The organism is Chthoniobacter sp. (assembly GCF_040003245.1).
GTDB lineage: Bacteria > Verrucomicrobiota > Verrucomicrobiia > Chthoniobacterales > Chthoniobacteraceae > Chthoniobacter.
Genome location: NZ_JBDUCX010000176.1, coordinates 1 through 14,121, shown reverse-complemented (window position 1 = coordinate 14,121; position 14,121 = coordinate 1). Strand labels below are relative to the sequence as shown.

The following is a 14,121-nucleotide window of genomic DNA, read 5'->3' as shown; positions in this document are numbered from 1 at the left end:
ATCCTTCCGGCGGCAGCGAACCTGTGGGTCCAGCCCACGCCCGCCTTCGAACGCATCCAGGAGATGATGCGGAACGCGGGAATGACGCCGCAGCGCCAGGAATTGATGAACACCGCGACCAAGGCGAGCATCTCGGGGAAACTCAAGCGGCTGCAGAAAGAGACGCGCGGGTAGGGGCTCTCATTGTTCCTATTCCTCCTATTCTTCCTATAGGGGAAGAATAGGAGGAATAGGACTTACCGCTTCGGCGGCGGCACCAGCACTGACTGCATCCCAGCCGCGGTCGCGGCGGCGATGCCGGTGGCGGTGTCCTCGAAGACGAGGCAGCGTTCGGGGGCGACGTCGAGGCGCAGGGCGGCTTCGAGGAACGGGTCGGGTGAGGGTTTGCCGCGCTGATAGTCTTCGGAGCAGACGATCGCCTGGAAGAGCTCGGCGATGCCGAGGGCGCGCAGCGTATTCATGACGATGCGGCGGTGTCCTCCGGAGGCGACGGCGAGCGGCTTGTGGCCGTGATATTGCCGGGCGAGGGCGACGACCGGTTCGATGGCGGCGATCTCGTGGCTCATCTCCAGGAAGAGCGATTCCTTGTGCGCGACGGTCTCTTCCACCGGCAGGTTGTAGCTGTGGCGTTCGTTCAGGATCTCGACGATGCGGGCGGTGGGCACGCCGCCGAGCTCGTAGAACATCGCCTCGGGGAAATTGAGGGCGTGGTCGCCGAGCGCCGTGAGCCACGCCTTGTAATGCGTGGGCATGGTGTCGGCGAGGGTGCCGTCGCAGTCGAAGATATAGGCAGCGAAATCCCCGGCGGGCAGATCGAGCTGGAAGTTGGCGGTGTACTGCACGTCGCGTCAGCCTTCAAAGGCCCGGGCGACGATGGACACGTTGTGGCCCCCGAAACCGAAGCTGTTGTTCAGTGCGACCTTGACCTGATGCTCGCGCGCGGTCAGCGGCACGAAGTCGAGGTCGCATTCTTCACCGGGGGTATGAAGATTGACGGTCGGCGGAATGACGCCGGTATTGATGACCTTGAGGCACGCCACGGTCTCCACCGCGCCGGCCGCGCCGAGCAGGTGGCCAGTCATGGATTTGGTCGAAGAGACGAGCATGTGACCGCGGGCGTGGTCGCCGAAGACGGCCTTGACCGCGCGCACCTCGGCGATGTCGCCGACGGGCGTGCTGGTGCCGTGAGCGTTGATGTAATCGACGTCCGTGGTGTTGAGGCCGGCCTTGCCGAGTGCCATGCGCATGCTGCGCTGCGCCTGCTCGTGATTTGGGAGCGGTGCGCTCATGTGATAGGCGTCGCTGGTCAATCCGTAGCCGACGATCTCGCCATAAATGCGCGCGCCCCGCTTCTTGGCGTGCTCCAGTTCCTCGAGCACGATGATGCCGGCGCCTTCGCCCATCACGAAGCCGTCGCGATCCTTGTCCCAAGGGCGTGAGGCCGCGGTGGGATCGTCGTTGCGGGTGGACATCGCTTTCATCGCGGCGAAACCGCCGATGCCGAGCGGCACGATGGCCGCTTCACTGCCGCCGGCCACAAACGCGTCGGCATCGCCTTCGCGGATCATGCGCCACGCTTCGCCGATGGAATGCGCGCTGGTGGCGCAGGCGGAGACGGTGGCGTAGTTCGGTCCTTGCAGGCCAAATTCCATGCTCACCATGCCGCTGGCCATATTGCCGATGAGCATGGGAATCATGAACGGGGAGAGACGATTGGGCCCCTTGTTCATGAGCACGGTGTGCTGGTCGGCCGTGGTCTTCAGGCCGCCGATGCCGGAGCCGATCATGCATCCGAAGCGCTCGGGGTCGCCGAGAGGCTCGGTCAGGCCGGCGTCGATCATCGCCTGCTTTGCCGCGGCGATGGCGAGCTGCGTATAGCGGTCGGTCCGGCGCACGTCCTTGGGCGTCTTGAAATGGGGCAGCGGGTCGAAGTCGCGAACCTCACCGGCGATTTTGCAATCGAAGGCGCTCGCATCAAAATGCGTGATCGTCCCGATGCCGCTGCGGCCGGCGACGAGGTTCTGCCAAAATGTTTCGACGTCGTTCCCGACGGGCGTAATAACACCCATTCCAGTGACGACGACTCTGCGAGGATGACTCATAGGGCGCGCAAAGTGAGCGGAGAACGGGATGGGTGGCAAATGGAAATTCGCCAGACAGTGCGATTTGCGGGGCAATGCCCCAGGAAGGTTTTTGGGAGCAGGAATTTTTTCAACGGCTTAATTTACCTTAATCCACCTTAATTCAGCTTAATTGCCCAGTGTGAGGCGGGGTCGGAGATGAGTGGGATTTTGGTGGGAATCATGACCTGCGGGTGCGTGGGACTGGGAGCGAGCTGTCCGGTCGTCCACGCCGGTAGCGGCGCTCGCGGGGCGTCGGTCCCAATATAAAGGTCGGAACTAGCCGGGACTTGTCTGAGGGGTAGAGAAAATGGGCCTGGCTGGAACGTCGGTGCGTTGCCAGGCGTGGATGGAAAGCGGCTTCGGGATGCGCGCGAAGCTCGCCAAGAGCGCCAAGGGAAGGCAGACCCGGAATACCTTGGCGTCCTTCGCGCGCCACCGGGTCGGAGATAGTCGGAACTAGTCGGATATCCTCTGTAAACGCCACTTGAGAAGGTAGTCGGAAAGCCTTCTTTGCGCAGGCTTGCATGTCCTCATTATTGAGTGATATATTTACCACAGCGCGATATATAAGCGCTCAAATATGCGGTGTCAAATGGACAGAGGAAGGGACCAAACTTTTAGAAATCCGTATTCGGCTCGGTGAGATCAAGGTCCTTGATCCACGCGTTACGATAGCGCACATCGTGCCCCTCGCACTGGAGCTTGAGCCCTTGGGGGGTGTCGGTGATGCCTTTGCCGCCGTCGTTGCCGCCATCGATACCGGATTTGGGCCCGCCCCACACCTGGCTGATGGACACGTTGGTGTGCACCTTTTTCCCGTTGAAATACATCGAGACGAGCGGCTTCTCGACCAATTTGCCGTCCTTGAAGCGCGCGGCGCGGAAAACGATGTCGTAAGCGTTCCATTTGCCGATGCCGAGGTAGGCGTCGTAGGGGGAGTCGGTTTCATTGATCACCGCGCCCATGCCGTGCTTCGTCTTGTCGCCGTCGAAGATTTGAATCTCGTAGCGGTTTTGCAAATAGACGCCGCTGTTGCCGCGCGGGTTCATGATGAGGAACTCGATGTGCAGCCGGAAATCGCGATAGGCTTTTTTCGTGACGATATCCGCCGCACCAAACTTCCCGCCATCCGCGGCGCGGTCATCGGTCATCACCGTCGTCCCGCCATCGACCGGATCGGGCATGATCTTCCACTGGATGGGCATCGCCGACTTGAAGCCCGGGCCTTCCCAGTAGATCCATTTGGCATCGAGCATCTCGCGGGAACCATCGATGATCGTTTCCGCGCCCGCGATGGGCTTCGCCCCGACGCCGGTTGCCGGGTCGGCCGCCAGCGTGGCGGAAGCAGTGAGCATCAAGGAAAAGACAGCACGAACGAGGAGGGAGGAAGACATAGGAGGGGGAAATGAAGTGCTGGAGTCTAGGAACAATAACGGGCGTGGAAATCACATTCTCCACGTCACTCGTGGCGCAGGGCGTCGATGGGGTCGAGGTGCCTCGTGCCCAAACTCTATTTGGGCACGCATTTGTCCCGGCAACTCCATTGCCCGTATTCTGCTGCGCATGCGCAGCCGCCACCGCATCAACGAGCCCGACATGGCGCATTTCATCACGGCAACTGTAGTCGAATGGCTGCCGATCTTCATGACGGCCGCCTGTTGCGACATCCTCATCCGCTCACTGGAGCATTGCCGCGTCCACAAGCAGCTTCGGGTGCATGCTTGGGTCATTCTCGATAACCACTTCCACGCCATCGTCGCGGGGCCGTCTCTCGCCGAGACAATCCGCGATTGGAAGCGCTTCACGGCGGGCGCGCTGCTCAAGCAATTGCGCGAAGAGCGGCGCGAATGGTTGCTCAATCAACTGGCCTACTACTGCGCGGCGCACAAAACGGCGAGCGAGCATCAAGTCTGGCAGGAGGGCGTGCATCCCCAGGCCATCGTGAGCGATGAGATCATGCTGCAAAAGCTGGAGTATGTGCACAATAATCCGGTGAAACGCGGCATGGTGGCTTCGCCGGAGCATTGGCGATACTCATCCGCCCATGAGTGGCTGACGGGAACGGTACCGGTGTTGAAGTGCGACGCATGGCGCTGAGCGCTACTCGATTCCGGAAGCCTGCCCGCAGAACACCCCCGCCATGCGAGATGGAATCTCGCTCCCAAGCGCGTGCCCAAATGGAGTTTGGGCACGAGAGCCGGGATGGAATGTTGAGATCGCGAGCGATGGCGGTCTTGGAAATCACATTCTTAACTTCACTCGTGGCGCAGGGCGTCGATGGGGTCGAGGTGGGCGGCTTTCCACGCGGGGTAGCTGCCGAAGACGAGGCCGACGATGGAGCAGATGACGAGCGCGAGGATGGTCCAGTCGATGGGGTAGGCAGGGGGGAGATGGAGAAAATAGACGGCGAGGAGGCGGGCGCCGGTGAGGCCGGAGGCGATGCCGAGGAGGCCGCCGAGCTGGCAGAGGACGACGGCTTCCATGAGGAATTGGGTGAGGATGGAGCTGCGGCGCGCGCCGAGGGCGCGGCGGATGCCGATCTCGCGGGTGCGCTCGGTGACGGAGACGAGCATGATATTCATGATGCCGACGCCGGCGGCGAGGAGAGCGATGGAACTGACGAAGGTGAGGCCGAGGCGCACGGTGCGCGTGACCTTTTCGAACTGCTCGATCAGCGCCGCGCTGGTCAGGATCTCGAAGTCGTCATCGTCGCCGGGCGGGACTTTGCGGATGGCGCGCAAGAGGCCGCGCGCTTGCTCGACGGTGTCGGCGAATTGCGCGGCATCCTCAACGCTGACGAGGATGGAGATTTCGGCCCAGCGTCCGTAGCGATTGAGGCCGGTGGTGATGGGCAGGACGACGATGCCGCGGGATTCGTTGTCGCCGGAGGTGGCGCGCTCGAAGACGCCGACGACGGTGTAGGGGATGGAGGCCAGCTTGATGCGCTGGCCGATGGCGGAGCCGTGGGGAAAGAGCACGCGGGCCACGACGTCGTTGAGCACGCAAAGATCGCGCGCCGCCTCGATATCGGATTCGAGCAGGGAGCGGCCTTCGGTGATGGTCCACTGGTTGGTCCCGAAGACACCGGTGGTGGCGCCTTCGATGGAGACATTCGGTGGGGTCTTGCCGTGGACCGAGGTGACTTCGCGGTTGTTGAAATTCGCGTGCAGACCGATGAAGGGCGCGAAATCCGCCTTCTGCTGAAAGCGTTTGGCGACCGGATAGTCGATGTCGCGCCGGCGGTAGAATTTCATCATGGTGTCGCGTCCGCCGCCGAAGAAGATGCCGGGCATCTTTTGCATGGCGAAGGTTTTGCTGCCGAGACCGCCAAGCTGGTTCTCGATGTTGTTTTGCATGGCGCGCATGGCCGTCATGACGAGGATGATCGAGAACACGCCGACGAGGACACCGAGCAGCGTGAGACCGGAGCGCAGCTTGTGCGCGGCGATGGAGGACAGGGCCAGGGTGGCGCTCTCGCGGATTTCGATGAGCAGGCGTCTCATGGGGAAGTGCTTAGTGCTTAGTGCTTAGTGGGGAAGTCGCGGAGTTGTTGCTGAGAACTGAGCACTAAGCACTAAGCACTCACTCTTGCCGCAACGCCTCCACGGGGCTGAGACGCGAGGCGCGCCAGGCGGGGAGAAAGCCGGAGACGACCCCGGTGATGACCGCGACGGCGAGGGCCAGGATCACGACGGAAAGGGAGAGCGAAGCCGCGGGGACGAAGCGGCGCGCGAAGGCGATGGCGGCGGCGGCGAAGCCGATGGCGATGACGCCGCCGAAGAGGCAGATGCCGGCGGCCTCGAGCAGGAACTGGAGCAGGATGGTGCGGCGCCGCGCGCCGAGCGCCTTGCGCAAGCCGATCTCGCGGGTGCGCTCGGCGACGGAGACGAACATGATGTTCATGATGCCGATGCCGCCGACGAAGAGGGACAGCCCGGTGATGAAGAAGCCGCAGGTGGCGATGATGGCGGTGACTTTGCCGAACTGCCCGAGGAGTTGTTCCTGCTGGTTGATGGCGAAGTCGTCCGGGCGCCCCGGGGCGAGGCGGCGGATCTTGCGCATGAGGCCGCGCGCTTCCTCGCGGGCGGTCACGATGTTCGCCGGATCGCCGATCTTGATCTGGATGGAGCAATTCGGATCCGAGAGGTAGCCGCGGATCATTTTGCCGATGGGAATGACCACCTGGTTGTCGAGGCTGACCTGGCCGAATGCCGTGCCGCGTTTGGCGAACACGCCGATGACGGTGTGCGACTGCTCGCCGAGGCGGATCACCTGGCCGAGGGGCGATTCGCCGGGGAAGAGCTGCTCGGCGATCTCCGCGCCGATCACGCAAATGTCGCGGTTGCCGTCGGCCTCGGCCTTGGTCATGAAGCGCCCGGCGGCGAGGGTGCTGCCGCCGGTGACGAGGAATTGCTCGGTCGTGCCGATGACGGTGGCGCTGCTGGAACTGCGCGGGCCGCGGCGCACGGAATCGACCATGTGCATGACCGTCGGGGCCACGCCGAGCACCATGCCGAGGTCGCGCTCGAGCGCCCGCGCCTGCCGCAGCGTGATCTTCGGGCGCTTTTGCACGGCCTCCCATTTCTGGTCCGATTCGATGAACCACTCGCGCTGGTCGATGTAGAGCACGTCGGTCCCGAGAAAGGAGATGGCCTCGTGGAAAGCGCGGTCGAGTTCCTCCAGCGCCGTGGCCATGAGCGAGACGGTGACGATGCCGATGACGACGCCGAAGGTCGTGAGTCCGGAGCGCAATTTATTCGCGCGGATGGCGTCCCACGCGATGCGTGCGCCCTCTTGCAGCTCAGCGGCGAAGTTCATGCGCGGAGCCCACGATGGTGTCCAGAAATTCCTAGGCGTGACGAAGGCGCTCTATCAGGCCAAAGGCCTGAAGCAAGCCAGCCTAGGGCAGAGCGAGTCCGCGAGCGTCGCCCTAGGTAGGTCATGCCAATCGGCCCAGCCCCAAGGGGGCGAAACAAGATATGGAAACCTTGATTCTTTGTTTCGCCCCGTTGGGGCTTACGCTCGTTTGCGATCATTACCCAGGGCGTTGCCCTGGGCTGGCTTGTTTGCGGGCCTTCGGCCCTCACTCGTCGCTGCCAGAATGAGGAATGTGTAAGCACGACTTAGACAGGTACGGGTTCATCGCTGGCCACAAGGCCATCGCGGATGCGGATGATGCGCCGCGCGTGCCGGGCGACGGCTTCTTCGTGCGTGACGACGAGCAGCGTGTGGCCGGCGCCGTGCAGTTGCTTGAAGAGCTCGAGGATTTCCTCGCCGGTACGCGTGTCGAGATTGCCGGTGGGTTCGTCGGCCAGCAGGATGGAAGGGTGATTGACGAGCGCCCGCGCGATGGCGACGCGCTGCCGCTGACCACCGGACATTTCATTGGGCCGGTGATGCACGCGGTCGCCGAGGCCGACGGATTGCAGCGCGTTGAGCGCGATATCGCGTCGTTCATCGATGTCCGCGCCGGCATAGACGAGCGGGAGCTCGACGTTGCGCAAGGCCGTGGCGCGCGCGAGCAAATTGAACGTCTGGAAGACGAAACCGATCTCGCGATTGCGGATGTCGGCCAGTTCGTCGTCGTCCATCTCGGCCACGCTGTGTCCATTCAGTTCATAACTGCCGGAGGTCGGCGTATCGAGGCAGCCGAGGACATTCATCAGCGTGGATTTCCCGGAGCCGGATGGCCCCATGATGGCGACGTACTCGCCCCGCTCGACGGCGATCGAGACGCCGCGCAACGCATGCACCGTCTCCACGCCCATCACGTAGGAACGGCAGATGGTATCGAGCCGGATGAGGCTCATAGGGGGAGCGGAGCCAACATCCAACATCCAATTGTCCCCACGGCACCACGGACTTCTCGCCAAGCCTCGAATTCCAACGCCCAACATCCAATGGCGCAAGCGCACGTGCGACAGCGTCTCTTCCATTGGATGTTGGATGTTGGGTGTGGGATGTTGGATGTTCTGGCCATCTTCATTTCCCTTTCTTCGCATCCCCACCGAACTTCACTTTCTTCCCATCCTCCAAATCCTTGCTGATCGCCTTGTACCCGCCGGTGACGATCTCCTGGCCTTCGCTCAATCCCTCGACGATCTCGAAGTAATCGCTGTCGCTGATCCCGGTCTTCACCGGGACCATCTTCACCTTGTCGCCGTCGCGGACGAAGACGACTTCGATGGGCTTGATGGGTGCGGCGGGTTTGCCGTCCGTCTTCGCCGGGGTCGCGCCGGCCTTGGGCAGGCGCGTGGTGACACTTTGGATCGGCACGACGAGGACGTTCTGGCGCGACCGCGTCTCGATCTCGGCCGAGACGGACATGCCCGGACGAAACGCCTCCTTGTCGAGGACGCGGATCTTGACCTCGAATTTCGGCGCCTCCTGCTGCCCCGAGGAACTGGTCGATCCCTGCGTTTGCGAGGAACTCTTCGAGGCATTGGCGATGGCGCTCACGGTGCCCTTGAACTTCCGGTTCTTGAAGGAATCGACCTCCAGCCGCACGGGTTGGTCTTCCTTGATCAGCACGATATCGATTTCCCCGATGTCCACGCGCGCTTCCATTTCATCGAGGCGGGCGATGGTCAGGATCTCGGTGCCCATGTTGAAGGAGGTGCCGAGCACGCGCTCCCCGAGCTGCGACTTGAGGCGGGTAACGGTCCCATCCATCGGGGCGACGATGGTGGTCTTGGTGAGGTCGGCGGTCGCCTGGTCGAGGGCAAATTGGGCTTGGTTCGCGAGGTGGTTCGAGTTTTGCAGGCGCAGCCGCGCCAAGGCCAGGGCGGTGTTGAAATCGGCGAAGACATTTTCCGCGATGAGCTTTCTTTTGAACAACTCCTCGTTGCGCTTGAAGTCGGCCTCCGCCTTGTCCAACTCCGCTTGCGCCTGCTCGTGGTTGGCCAGCGCGGACATATGGGTCGCCTCCGCGGAGTTCTTCTGCGCGAGGTAATTGTCCGGCTTGATATGCAAGATCAGGTCGCCCTTTTTCACCTGCTGCCCTTCCTTGACCGGCAGCTCAATGATTTCGCCCGCCACCTCGGGATTGATCGTCACCTGCGTGACCGGCTGGATGCGCCCATTGGCCAGGACGATTTCCGTGAGGTCGCGCCGCCCGACCTTGGCCGTCTCCACCGCCACCAGCTCCTCCGTCTTGCGAAAATACTGGAACCACACCCCCACCGCGATGACCACGGCCACGATCCCGCCAATGATCCAGCGATTTCGGCGACGCCGTTTGCGCGCTTGGGTTTTGGAGGGAGGAACAGCGGTCATGGGTGGGACTTGGTCTTAGGACGCCGTCTCGCCGGTCATAGTTGCAGAAAGTTCTGCAGAAGTCGCTTTCCTTCGAGGGTGAGGATGGATTCTGGGTGGAATTGCACGCCGTGGATGGGGAATTCGCGGTGGCGCAGGCCCATGATTTCGCCCTCGGCGGTCTCGGCGGTAATTTCGAGGACGGCGGTCGGGAAGGTCTCGCGCTTGACGAGCAGGGAGTGGTAGCGCGTGGCTTCAAAGGGATTGGGCAGGCCGGCGAAGACGCCGGTGTTGTGGTGCAGGATGGGGGAGGTCTTGCCGTGCATGAGACGGCCGGCGCGGACGACGTCGCCGCCGAACACATGGCCGACACATTGGTGGCCGAGGCAGACGCCGAGCAAGGGAGTGGTGGGGCCGAAGCGTTTGATCACCTCGTTGCTGATCCCGGCTTCGTTCGGCGTGCAAGGGCCGGGTGAGATGCAGATGCGCTCGGGTTTCAGTGCCGCGATTTCGTCGGGAGTGATTTCGTCGTTGCGCTTGACGAGCAGGTCCGCGCCTAACTCGCCGAAGTACTGGACGAGGTTGTAGGTGAAGCTGTCGTAGTTATCTATTACAAGTAGCATTTAGGATGTAGCATTTAGCATTTGGAAGTAGGGCGCTCCGCGCGTTGGGTTAGGAGGGGCGACGCGCGGATTCCAAAGCGGTGTAGAAGATGGCGCAGAGCTCGTCGGCTTCTTTCCAGAGCGGTTCGACGCGTTGGAGGGGAAGCATGCCGTCCTCCATGATTAGTTCCAACGAGAACGCACTTTCATCGACCTCTTCGAGGGAGATTCCGAGTTTGGCTCTCCATTCCGCTTTAGAGCGTCCCCGGCAGGCAGAGCGATAGTTGGCTCCCACGGAGGTTGCCGAGCGCATCAATTGGTTGGGGAGCACCTTGCCCGGTACGTCTTTCGGCAGGGAGCGCACCAGTTTGATTGTCCGCAAGGCAAACTGTTTCGTCCGAAGCTTAAGTTCCTCCTTGTTCATGAGCGCTGGATTCGAAGGCAAATGCTAAATGTTACATCCTAAATGCTAGATGCTTAAATCTGTTTGGCCCGCGCAATCGCCGCCATCATCCCCATGGCTTTGTTGACGCATTCCTGGTGCTCGGATTCGGGTGAAGAATCCGCGACGATGCCAGCGCCGGCTTGGACGAAGGCTTTGCCGTCTTTGAGAACGACGGTGCGCAGGGCGATGCAGGAGTCGCTGTTGCCGTCGAAGCCGAAATAGCCGACGGCGCCGGCGTAAACGCCGCGTTTGCTTTTCTCGAGCTGGTTGATGATCTGCATGGCGCGGACCTTGGGCGAGCCGCTGACGGTGCCCGCGGGAAAGGTCGCGCGCATCACGTCGTAGGCGTTGCGGTCGGGACGCAAGGTGCCGTGGACATTGGAGACGATGTGCATGACGTGGCTGTATTTCTCGATCGTCATGAAATCGCTGACCTTGACCGTGCCGAATTGTGCGGCGCGGCCGACGTCGTTGCGGGCGAGGTCCACGAGCATGAGGTGTTCGGCGCGTTCCTTCGGGTCGGCGAGGAGGTCGGCGGCGTTGTGTTCGTCTTCGGCGGCGTTTGCGCCGCGGCGGCGGGTGCCGGCGATGGGGCGGATGTCGATGCGGCCGTTGATGGCGCGGACGTGGACTTCGGGCGAACTGCCGACGAGCGAGAAGGCGCCCGCGAATTTCAGGCAGAACATGTAGGGCGACGGATTCACGAAGCGCAGCGCGCGGTAGAGCGTGAGCGGTTCGCCGGTGTAGTCGGTCTCGAAGCGCTGTGAGGGGACGAACTGGAAGATGTCGCCGGCGCGAATGTATTCCATGCCGTCGTTGACCATCTGCATGTATTCCTCGCGCGTGGTATTCGCCGTGGGGGTGAGCGGCGCGGGCTCGCGATCGACGAAGATGGGTGGGAGGTGGGTGGGTTGGTTCAGCCGGGCGATGATCTCGGCGATCTTTTCCGCAGCTTGTGCGTAGGCGACCTCGACGTTGTCTTCCACCACGAAGGCATTGGCGACGATACGCAGGCGGCGCGTGCGGTGGTCGAAGATGATGAGCGTTTCCGCGAGAAAGAAGAAGCTCTCGGGGAGATTGAGGTCGTCTTTGGGCGGCGCGGCGATGGTCGGCTCGAAGAAACGCACCATGTCGTAGCCGAGGTAGCCGACGGCGCCGCCGGCAAACCGCGATTCCTCGAGAGCGGGCAGGGGAACGAAGGTGAAACGCTGCATGAGCGCTTCGAGCTCGTGCAGGGGATCGCGCGTCGTTTCGAATTCGCGGATCTGGCCGCTATCGCAGATGCGAATAGTGCGCCCGCGACTCTCAAATGTGATGCGCGGCTGCCCGCCGACAAACGAGTAGCGACCGGCCTGGTCGCTCTTCTCGACCGACTCGAAAAGAAACGAGTAGCCGCCGTCGTCGATCTTTTGGAAAGCGGACACCGGCGACTCGGCGTCGGCGATGAGTTCGGTGAAGATGGGAATCAAATTCCCGCGGTGCGCCAGCTCGCGGAACTCGTCGAGGGATGGCTTAAGGGGCGTGTGCATTTTAAAGGGGGCTTTCGGATGGCGAAGAGGGAAGGGGTTCCATTGGCTCTATTGTTTCCATGGGCTGGGTTGGCTCAGTTGGTTCCATTGCCTCCATGGTGAAAAATGAGCATTTAGTCGCCAAAAATGACGTATTTGCGGAACCGGGCTTCCTCACTTCTTTTCGTAGGTTTTCTCGGGGTCGAAGACTTTGGCTTCGGCGATGTCGATCGCGGCGCCATTCGGCGTGAACGTCTGGAAGAAGCAGCTCTCGTAGCCGGTGTGGCAGGCGCCGCCGGTCTGCTCCACTTCGAAGAGCAGGGTATCGGCGTCGCAATCGGCGGCCCAGCGGACGACCTTCTGTGTGTGTCCGCTGGTCTCGCCTTTGAGCCAGTATTTCTGGCGCGAGCGACTCCAGTAGTGCATGAGGCCGGTGGCGAGCGTCTGTTGCAGCGAGGTTTCATTCATCCAGGCCATCATTAGTACGCGGCGCGATTGCGCGTCCTGGACAATGGCAGGGATGAGACCGTCGGCGGTAAATTTAAATTTTGGGAGAGTCATGGCGTGAAATGGTGAAAAATAAAAAGCCCGACGATTCGAATTGGAATCATCGGGCGAAAGTTCGGCGCGCAGGTGGCGACGACCCGGTTCGCGCGGAGAGCGCGAGCCGTGGGCCCGTCTAGAGTTGCCACCAATGCAGATTGAAATTCACGCTGGTCGTATAAGCGCGGGCCTGGGGAGGCGCAATCCCTTTTTTCCACGCCTATTTTTTCTCATTCTTCAGAGCCACTGGCGAACGGCACAAAACTGGCTACTCTTTAAGTCGACGTATGCTGAGCGCACCTAGTTCGCCATCTTTATCCACTGAGGAGCAGGAACAAATCCTGCAGACCATCGAAATGTTCGAGGTCATCACTCAGGCGAATCCTCAGGATTGCCAATCGATGGACATCCTCAAGGACGCCTACCAGCGTGTGGGCAAGCAGACGGAAGCACTTTCGGTGGCCCGCAAGCTGGCGGACACCTACGTGGAATTGGGCCAGTTCTCCGCCGCGATGCTGGAGTACGAAGGCATCCTGCAAAAGGAACCGGACAACGCCGAGGTCATCATGGCCTTGGGCGACGTGGAGGAGAAACTGCAGAAGAGCGGGCAATTGAAGCCCAACGGGCACACTTCGGTATCGTCCTCCCCGGCGCCCGCGCCCGGCACGATTGCGCCCCCCAGCTCGATCAATCTCGATTTTCGGACGATCGCCTCCGATGGCGGGACGTTGATGACCACCCCCGCTACCATGCGGCCCGATGGCAGCATCGGCGGCATGCGGCTGGCGATGCAGGCGGAGCAGCTCAATATCAACATGGCCGACGATGGGAATGAGGCGCTGGCCAAATTCCTCATCCAGCACCGGCTGGTGACCGAAGAAGTCGTGAGCTCGGCGCTCGAGCGGGTGCAGAAGAAGAACAAGGACCTCGGGCCAAATGTGATGGCGACCTCGCTGGTTGATGAAATTTCCCGCCGTGGCGCCATCGAGACGGAAACGCTGCTGGCCGGCATCGTGGAGCGCTCGAAATTCCCTTACATTCCGCTCGAATACTACGACTTCGACCGTTCCGTCGTGAAGATGCTGCCGGAGAGCCTGAGCATCGGCCGGTTGATCGTGCCTTTCGATATCATCAGCCGCACCGTGATGGTGGCGATGGCAAACCCCTTCGATGTGCTGGGCAAGGAAGCAGTCCAGCAACTCCTGGACTACAGCGTGCAATGGCACCTCTGCTCTCCGCAGGCGATCATGAAGGTGCTGGGTGATACCTTCACGGGGGCCAAGAAATGAGCATCAAATCCTTTGGCGAACGCATCGCGGATGTCTTGATCGAGGATGGGCTGCTGCTGCCCAGCCAGCTCGCGGAAGCGATGGACCTGCAAAAGAAGCAGGGCGGCCGCCTGCTCAAGTTGCTGACCGACAAGCAATACGTCACCGAGCAGGACATGGTTATCTCCATGGGGCGCTGCCTCGACGTGCCGCCGATCAATCTTTCCAAGGTGCGCGTGCCCGAGGATGTCCAGGACCTGGTGCCCAAGGACATGGCGCGGATGTACAAGCTGGCCCCGGTCTGCCGGCTGGGGAACAAGCTGTTCGTGGCGATGGCCGACCCGCTGAACGTGCTCGCGCTCGACGATCTGCGCCAGC

The 14,121-nt window shown here is 61.8% G+C and carries 13 protein-coding genes and 1 pseudogene; 3 read left to right on the top strand and 11 right to left on the bottom strand.

What is annotated here, in order from left to right; genetic code table 11:
• Positions 1 to 236: 236 nt before the first annotated feature.
• The 3 genes from ABJF10_RS21405 to ABJF10_RS21395 form a co-directional block, all read right to left on the bottom strand.
• Entirely contained in the window at positions 237 to 842 is a 606-nt protein-coding gene (locus ABJF10_RS21405; protein ID WP_348546645.1) for an HAD family phosphatase, read from the bottom strand.
• 6 nt (positions 843 to 848) lie between these two features.
• The gene (gene fabF, locus ABJF10_RS21400) at positions 849 to 2,102 is read right to left on the bottom strand and encodes a beta-ketoacyl-ACP synthase II (protein ID WP_348546644.1); all 1,254 of its coding nucleotides are present in this window, start codon (positions 2,100 to 2,102) and stop codon (positions 849 to 851) included.
• A gap of 638 nt (positions 2,103 to 2,740) precedes the next feature.
• Positions 2,741 to 3,478 (bottom strand): DUF1080 domain-containing protein, encoded by a 738-nt coding sequence (locus ABJF10_RS21395; RefSeq protein WP_348546646.1) that lies wholly within the window; start codon positions 3,476 to 3,478, stop codon positions 2,741 to 2,743.
• 208 nt (positions 3,479 to 3,686) lie between these two features.
• Between ABJF10_RS21395 and ABJF10_RS21390 the strand changes: the two genes are divergently transcribed.
• Positions 3,687 to 4,220: a transposase gene (locus ABJF10_RS21390; RefSeq protein ID WP_348546643.1), complete on the top strand. Its 534-nt coding sequence runs from the start codon at positions 3,687 to 3,689 to the stop codon at positions 4,218 to 4,220.
• Positions 4,221 to 4,378: 158 nt separating this feature from the next.
• Here the strand turns inward: ABJF10_RS21390 and ABJF10_RS21385 are convergent, their stop codons facing one another.
• The 8 genes from ABJF10_RS21385 to hisI form a co-directional block, all read right to left on the bottom strand.
• Positions 4,379 to 5,626: an ABC transporter permease gene (locus ABJF10_RS21385; RefSeq protein WP_348546642.1), complete on the bottom strand. Its 1,248-nt coding sequence runs from the start codon at positions 5,624 to 5,626 to the stop codon at positions 4,379 to 4,381.
• A gap of 79 nt (positions 5,627 to 5,705) precedes the next feature.
• Entirely contained in the window at positions 5,706 to 6,941 is a 1,236-nt protein-coding gene (locus ABJF10_RS21380) for an ABC transporter permease (protein ID WP_348546641.1), read from the bottom strand.
• A 305-nt stretch (positions 6,942 to 7,246) separates the two neighbouring features.
• Positions 7,247 to 7,933: an ABC transporter ATP-binding protein gene (locus ABJF10_RS21375; RefSeq protein ID WP_348546640.1), complete on the bottom strand. Its 687-nt coding sequence runs from the start codon at positions 7,931 to 7,933 to the stop codon at positions 7,247 to 7,249.
• 172 nt (positions 7,934 to 8,105) lie between these two features.
• Positions 8,106 to 9,398, bottom strand: coding sequence for an efflux RND transporter periplasmic adaptor subunit (locus ABJF10_RS21370; RefSeq protein WP_348546639.1), 1,293 nt, complete (start codon positions 9,396 to 9,398; stop codon positions 8,106 to 8,108).
• Between the two features lie 35 nt (positions 9,399 to 9,433).
• Positions 9,434 to 10,000, bottom strand: coding sequence for an aminodeoxychorismate/anthranilate synthase component II (locus ABJF10_RS21365; protein WP_348546638.1), 567 nt, complete (start codon positions 9,998 to 10,000; stop codon positions 9,434 to 9,436).
• 49 nt (positions 10,001 to 10,049) lie between these two features.
• Positions 10,050 to 10,403: a four helix bundle protein gene (locus ABJF10_RS21360; RefSeq protein ID WP_348546637.1), complete on the bottom strand. Its 354-nt coding sequence runs from the start codon at positions 10,401 to 10,403 to the stop codon at positions 10,050 to 10,052.
• A 53-nt stretch (positions 10,404 to 10,456) separates the two neighbouring features.
• A complete protein-coding gene (gene trpE, locus ABJF10_RS21355) occupies positions 10,457 to 11,953 on the bottom strand; it encodes an anthranilate synthase component I (protein ID WP_348546636.1) in 1,497 nt (498 codons plus the stop codon).
• Between the two features lie 153 nt (positions 11,954 to 12,106).
• Positions 12,107 to 12,493, bottom strand: a complete 387-nt coding sequence (hisI, locus tag ABJF10_RS21350; RefSeq protein ID WP_348546635.1) for a phosphoribosyl-AMP cyclohydrolase — start codon at positions 12,491 to 12,493, stop codon at positions 12,107 to 12,109.
• 269 nt (positions 12,494 to 12,762) lie between these two features.
• On the opposite strand from hisI, the gene ABJF10_RS21345 reads away from it, so the two are divergent.
• Together ABJF10_RS21345 and ABJF10_RS21340 are read left to right on the top strand one after the other, a co-directional pair.
• Entirely contained in the window at positions 12,763 to 13,764 is a 1,002-nt protein-coding gene (locus ABJF10_RS21345) for a hypothetical protein (protein WP_348546634.1), read from the top strand.
• A pseudogene (locus ABJF10_RS21340) lies at positions 13,761 to 14,121 on the top strand (secretion system protein E); the annotation flags it as partial. The gene ABJF10_RS21345 and the pseudogene ABJF10_RS21340, both read left to right, overlap by 4 nt.

What these genes read in the sequence shown, in the direction of transcription:
- trpE (WP_348546636.1), bottom strand. Translation starts at nt 11,953, where the DNA reads ATGCACACGCCCCTTAAGCCATCCCTCGACGAGTTCCGCGAGCTGGCG.
- ABJF10_RS21360 (WP_348546637.1), bottom strand. Translation starts at nt 10,403, where the DNA reads ATGAACAAGGAGGAACTTAAGCTTCGGACGAAACAGTTTGCCTTGCGG.
- ABJF10_RS21380 (WP_348546641.1), bottom strand. Translation starts at nt 6,941, where the DNA reads ATGAACTTCGCCGCTGAGCTGCAAGAGGGCGCACGCATCGCGTGGGAC.
- ABJF10_RS21365 (WP_348546638.1), bottom strand. Translation starts at nt 10,000, where the DNA reads ATGCTACTTGTAATAGATAACTACGACAGCTTCACCTACAACCTCGTC.
- ABJF10_RS21375 (WP_348546640.1), bottom strand. Translation starts at nt 7,933, where the DNA reads ATGAGCCTCATCCGGCTCGATACCATCTGCCGTTCCTACGTGATGGGC.
- ABJF10_RS21390 (WP_348546643.1), top strand. Translation starts at nt 3,687, where the DNA reads ATGCGCAGCCGCCACCGCATCAACGAGCCCGACATGGCGCATTTCATC.
- ABJF10_RS21370 (WP_348546639.1), bottom strand. Translation starts at nt 9,398, where the DNA reads ATGACCGCTGTTCCTCCCTCCAAAACCCAAGCGCGCAAACGGCGTCGC.
- ABJF10_RS21385 (WP_348546642.1), bottom strand. Translation starts at nt 5,626, where the DNA reads ATGAGACGCCTGCTCATCGAAATCCGCGAGAGCGCCACCCTGGCCCTG.
- ABJF10_RS21395 (WP_348546646.1), bottom strand. Translation starts at nt 3,478, where the DNA reads ATGCTCACTGCTTCCGCCACGCTGGCGGCCGACCCGGCAACCGGCGTC.
- hisI (WP_348546635.1), bottom strand. Translation starts at nt 12,493, where the DNA reads ATGACTCTCCCAAAATTTAAATTTACCGCCGACGGTCTCATCCCTGCC.
- fabF (WP_348546644.1), bottom strand. Translation starts at nt 2,102, where the DNA reads ATGAGTCATCCTCGCAGAGTCGTCGTCACTGGAATGGGTGTTATTACG.
- ABJF10_RS21345 (WP_348546634.1), top strand. Translation starts at nt 12,763, where the DNA reads ATGCTGAGCGCACCTAGTTCGCCATCTTTATCCACTGAGGAGCAGGAA.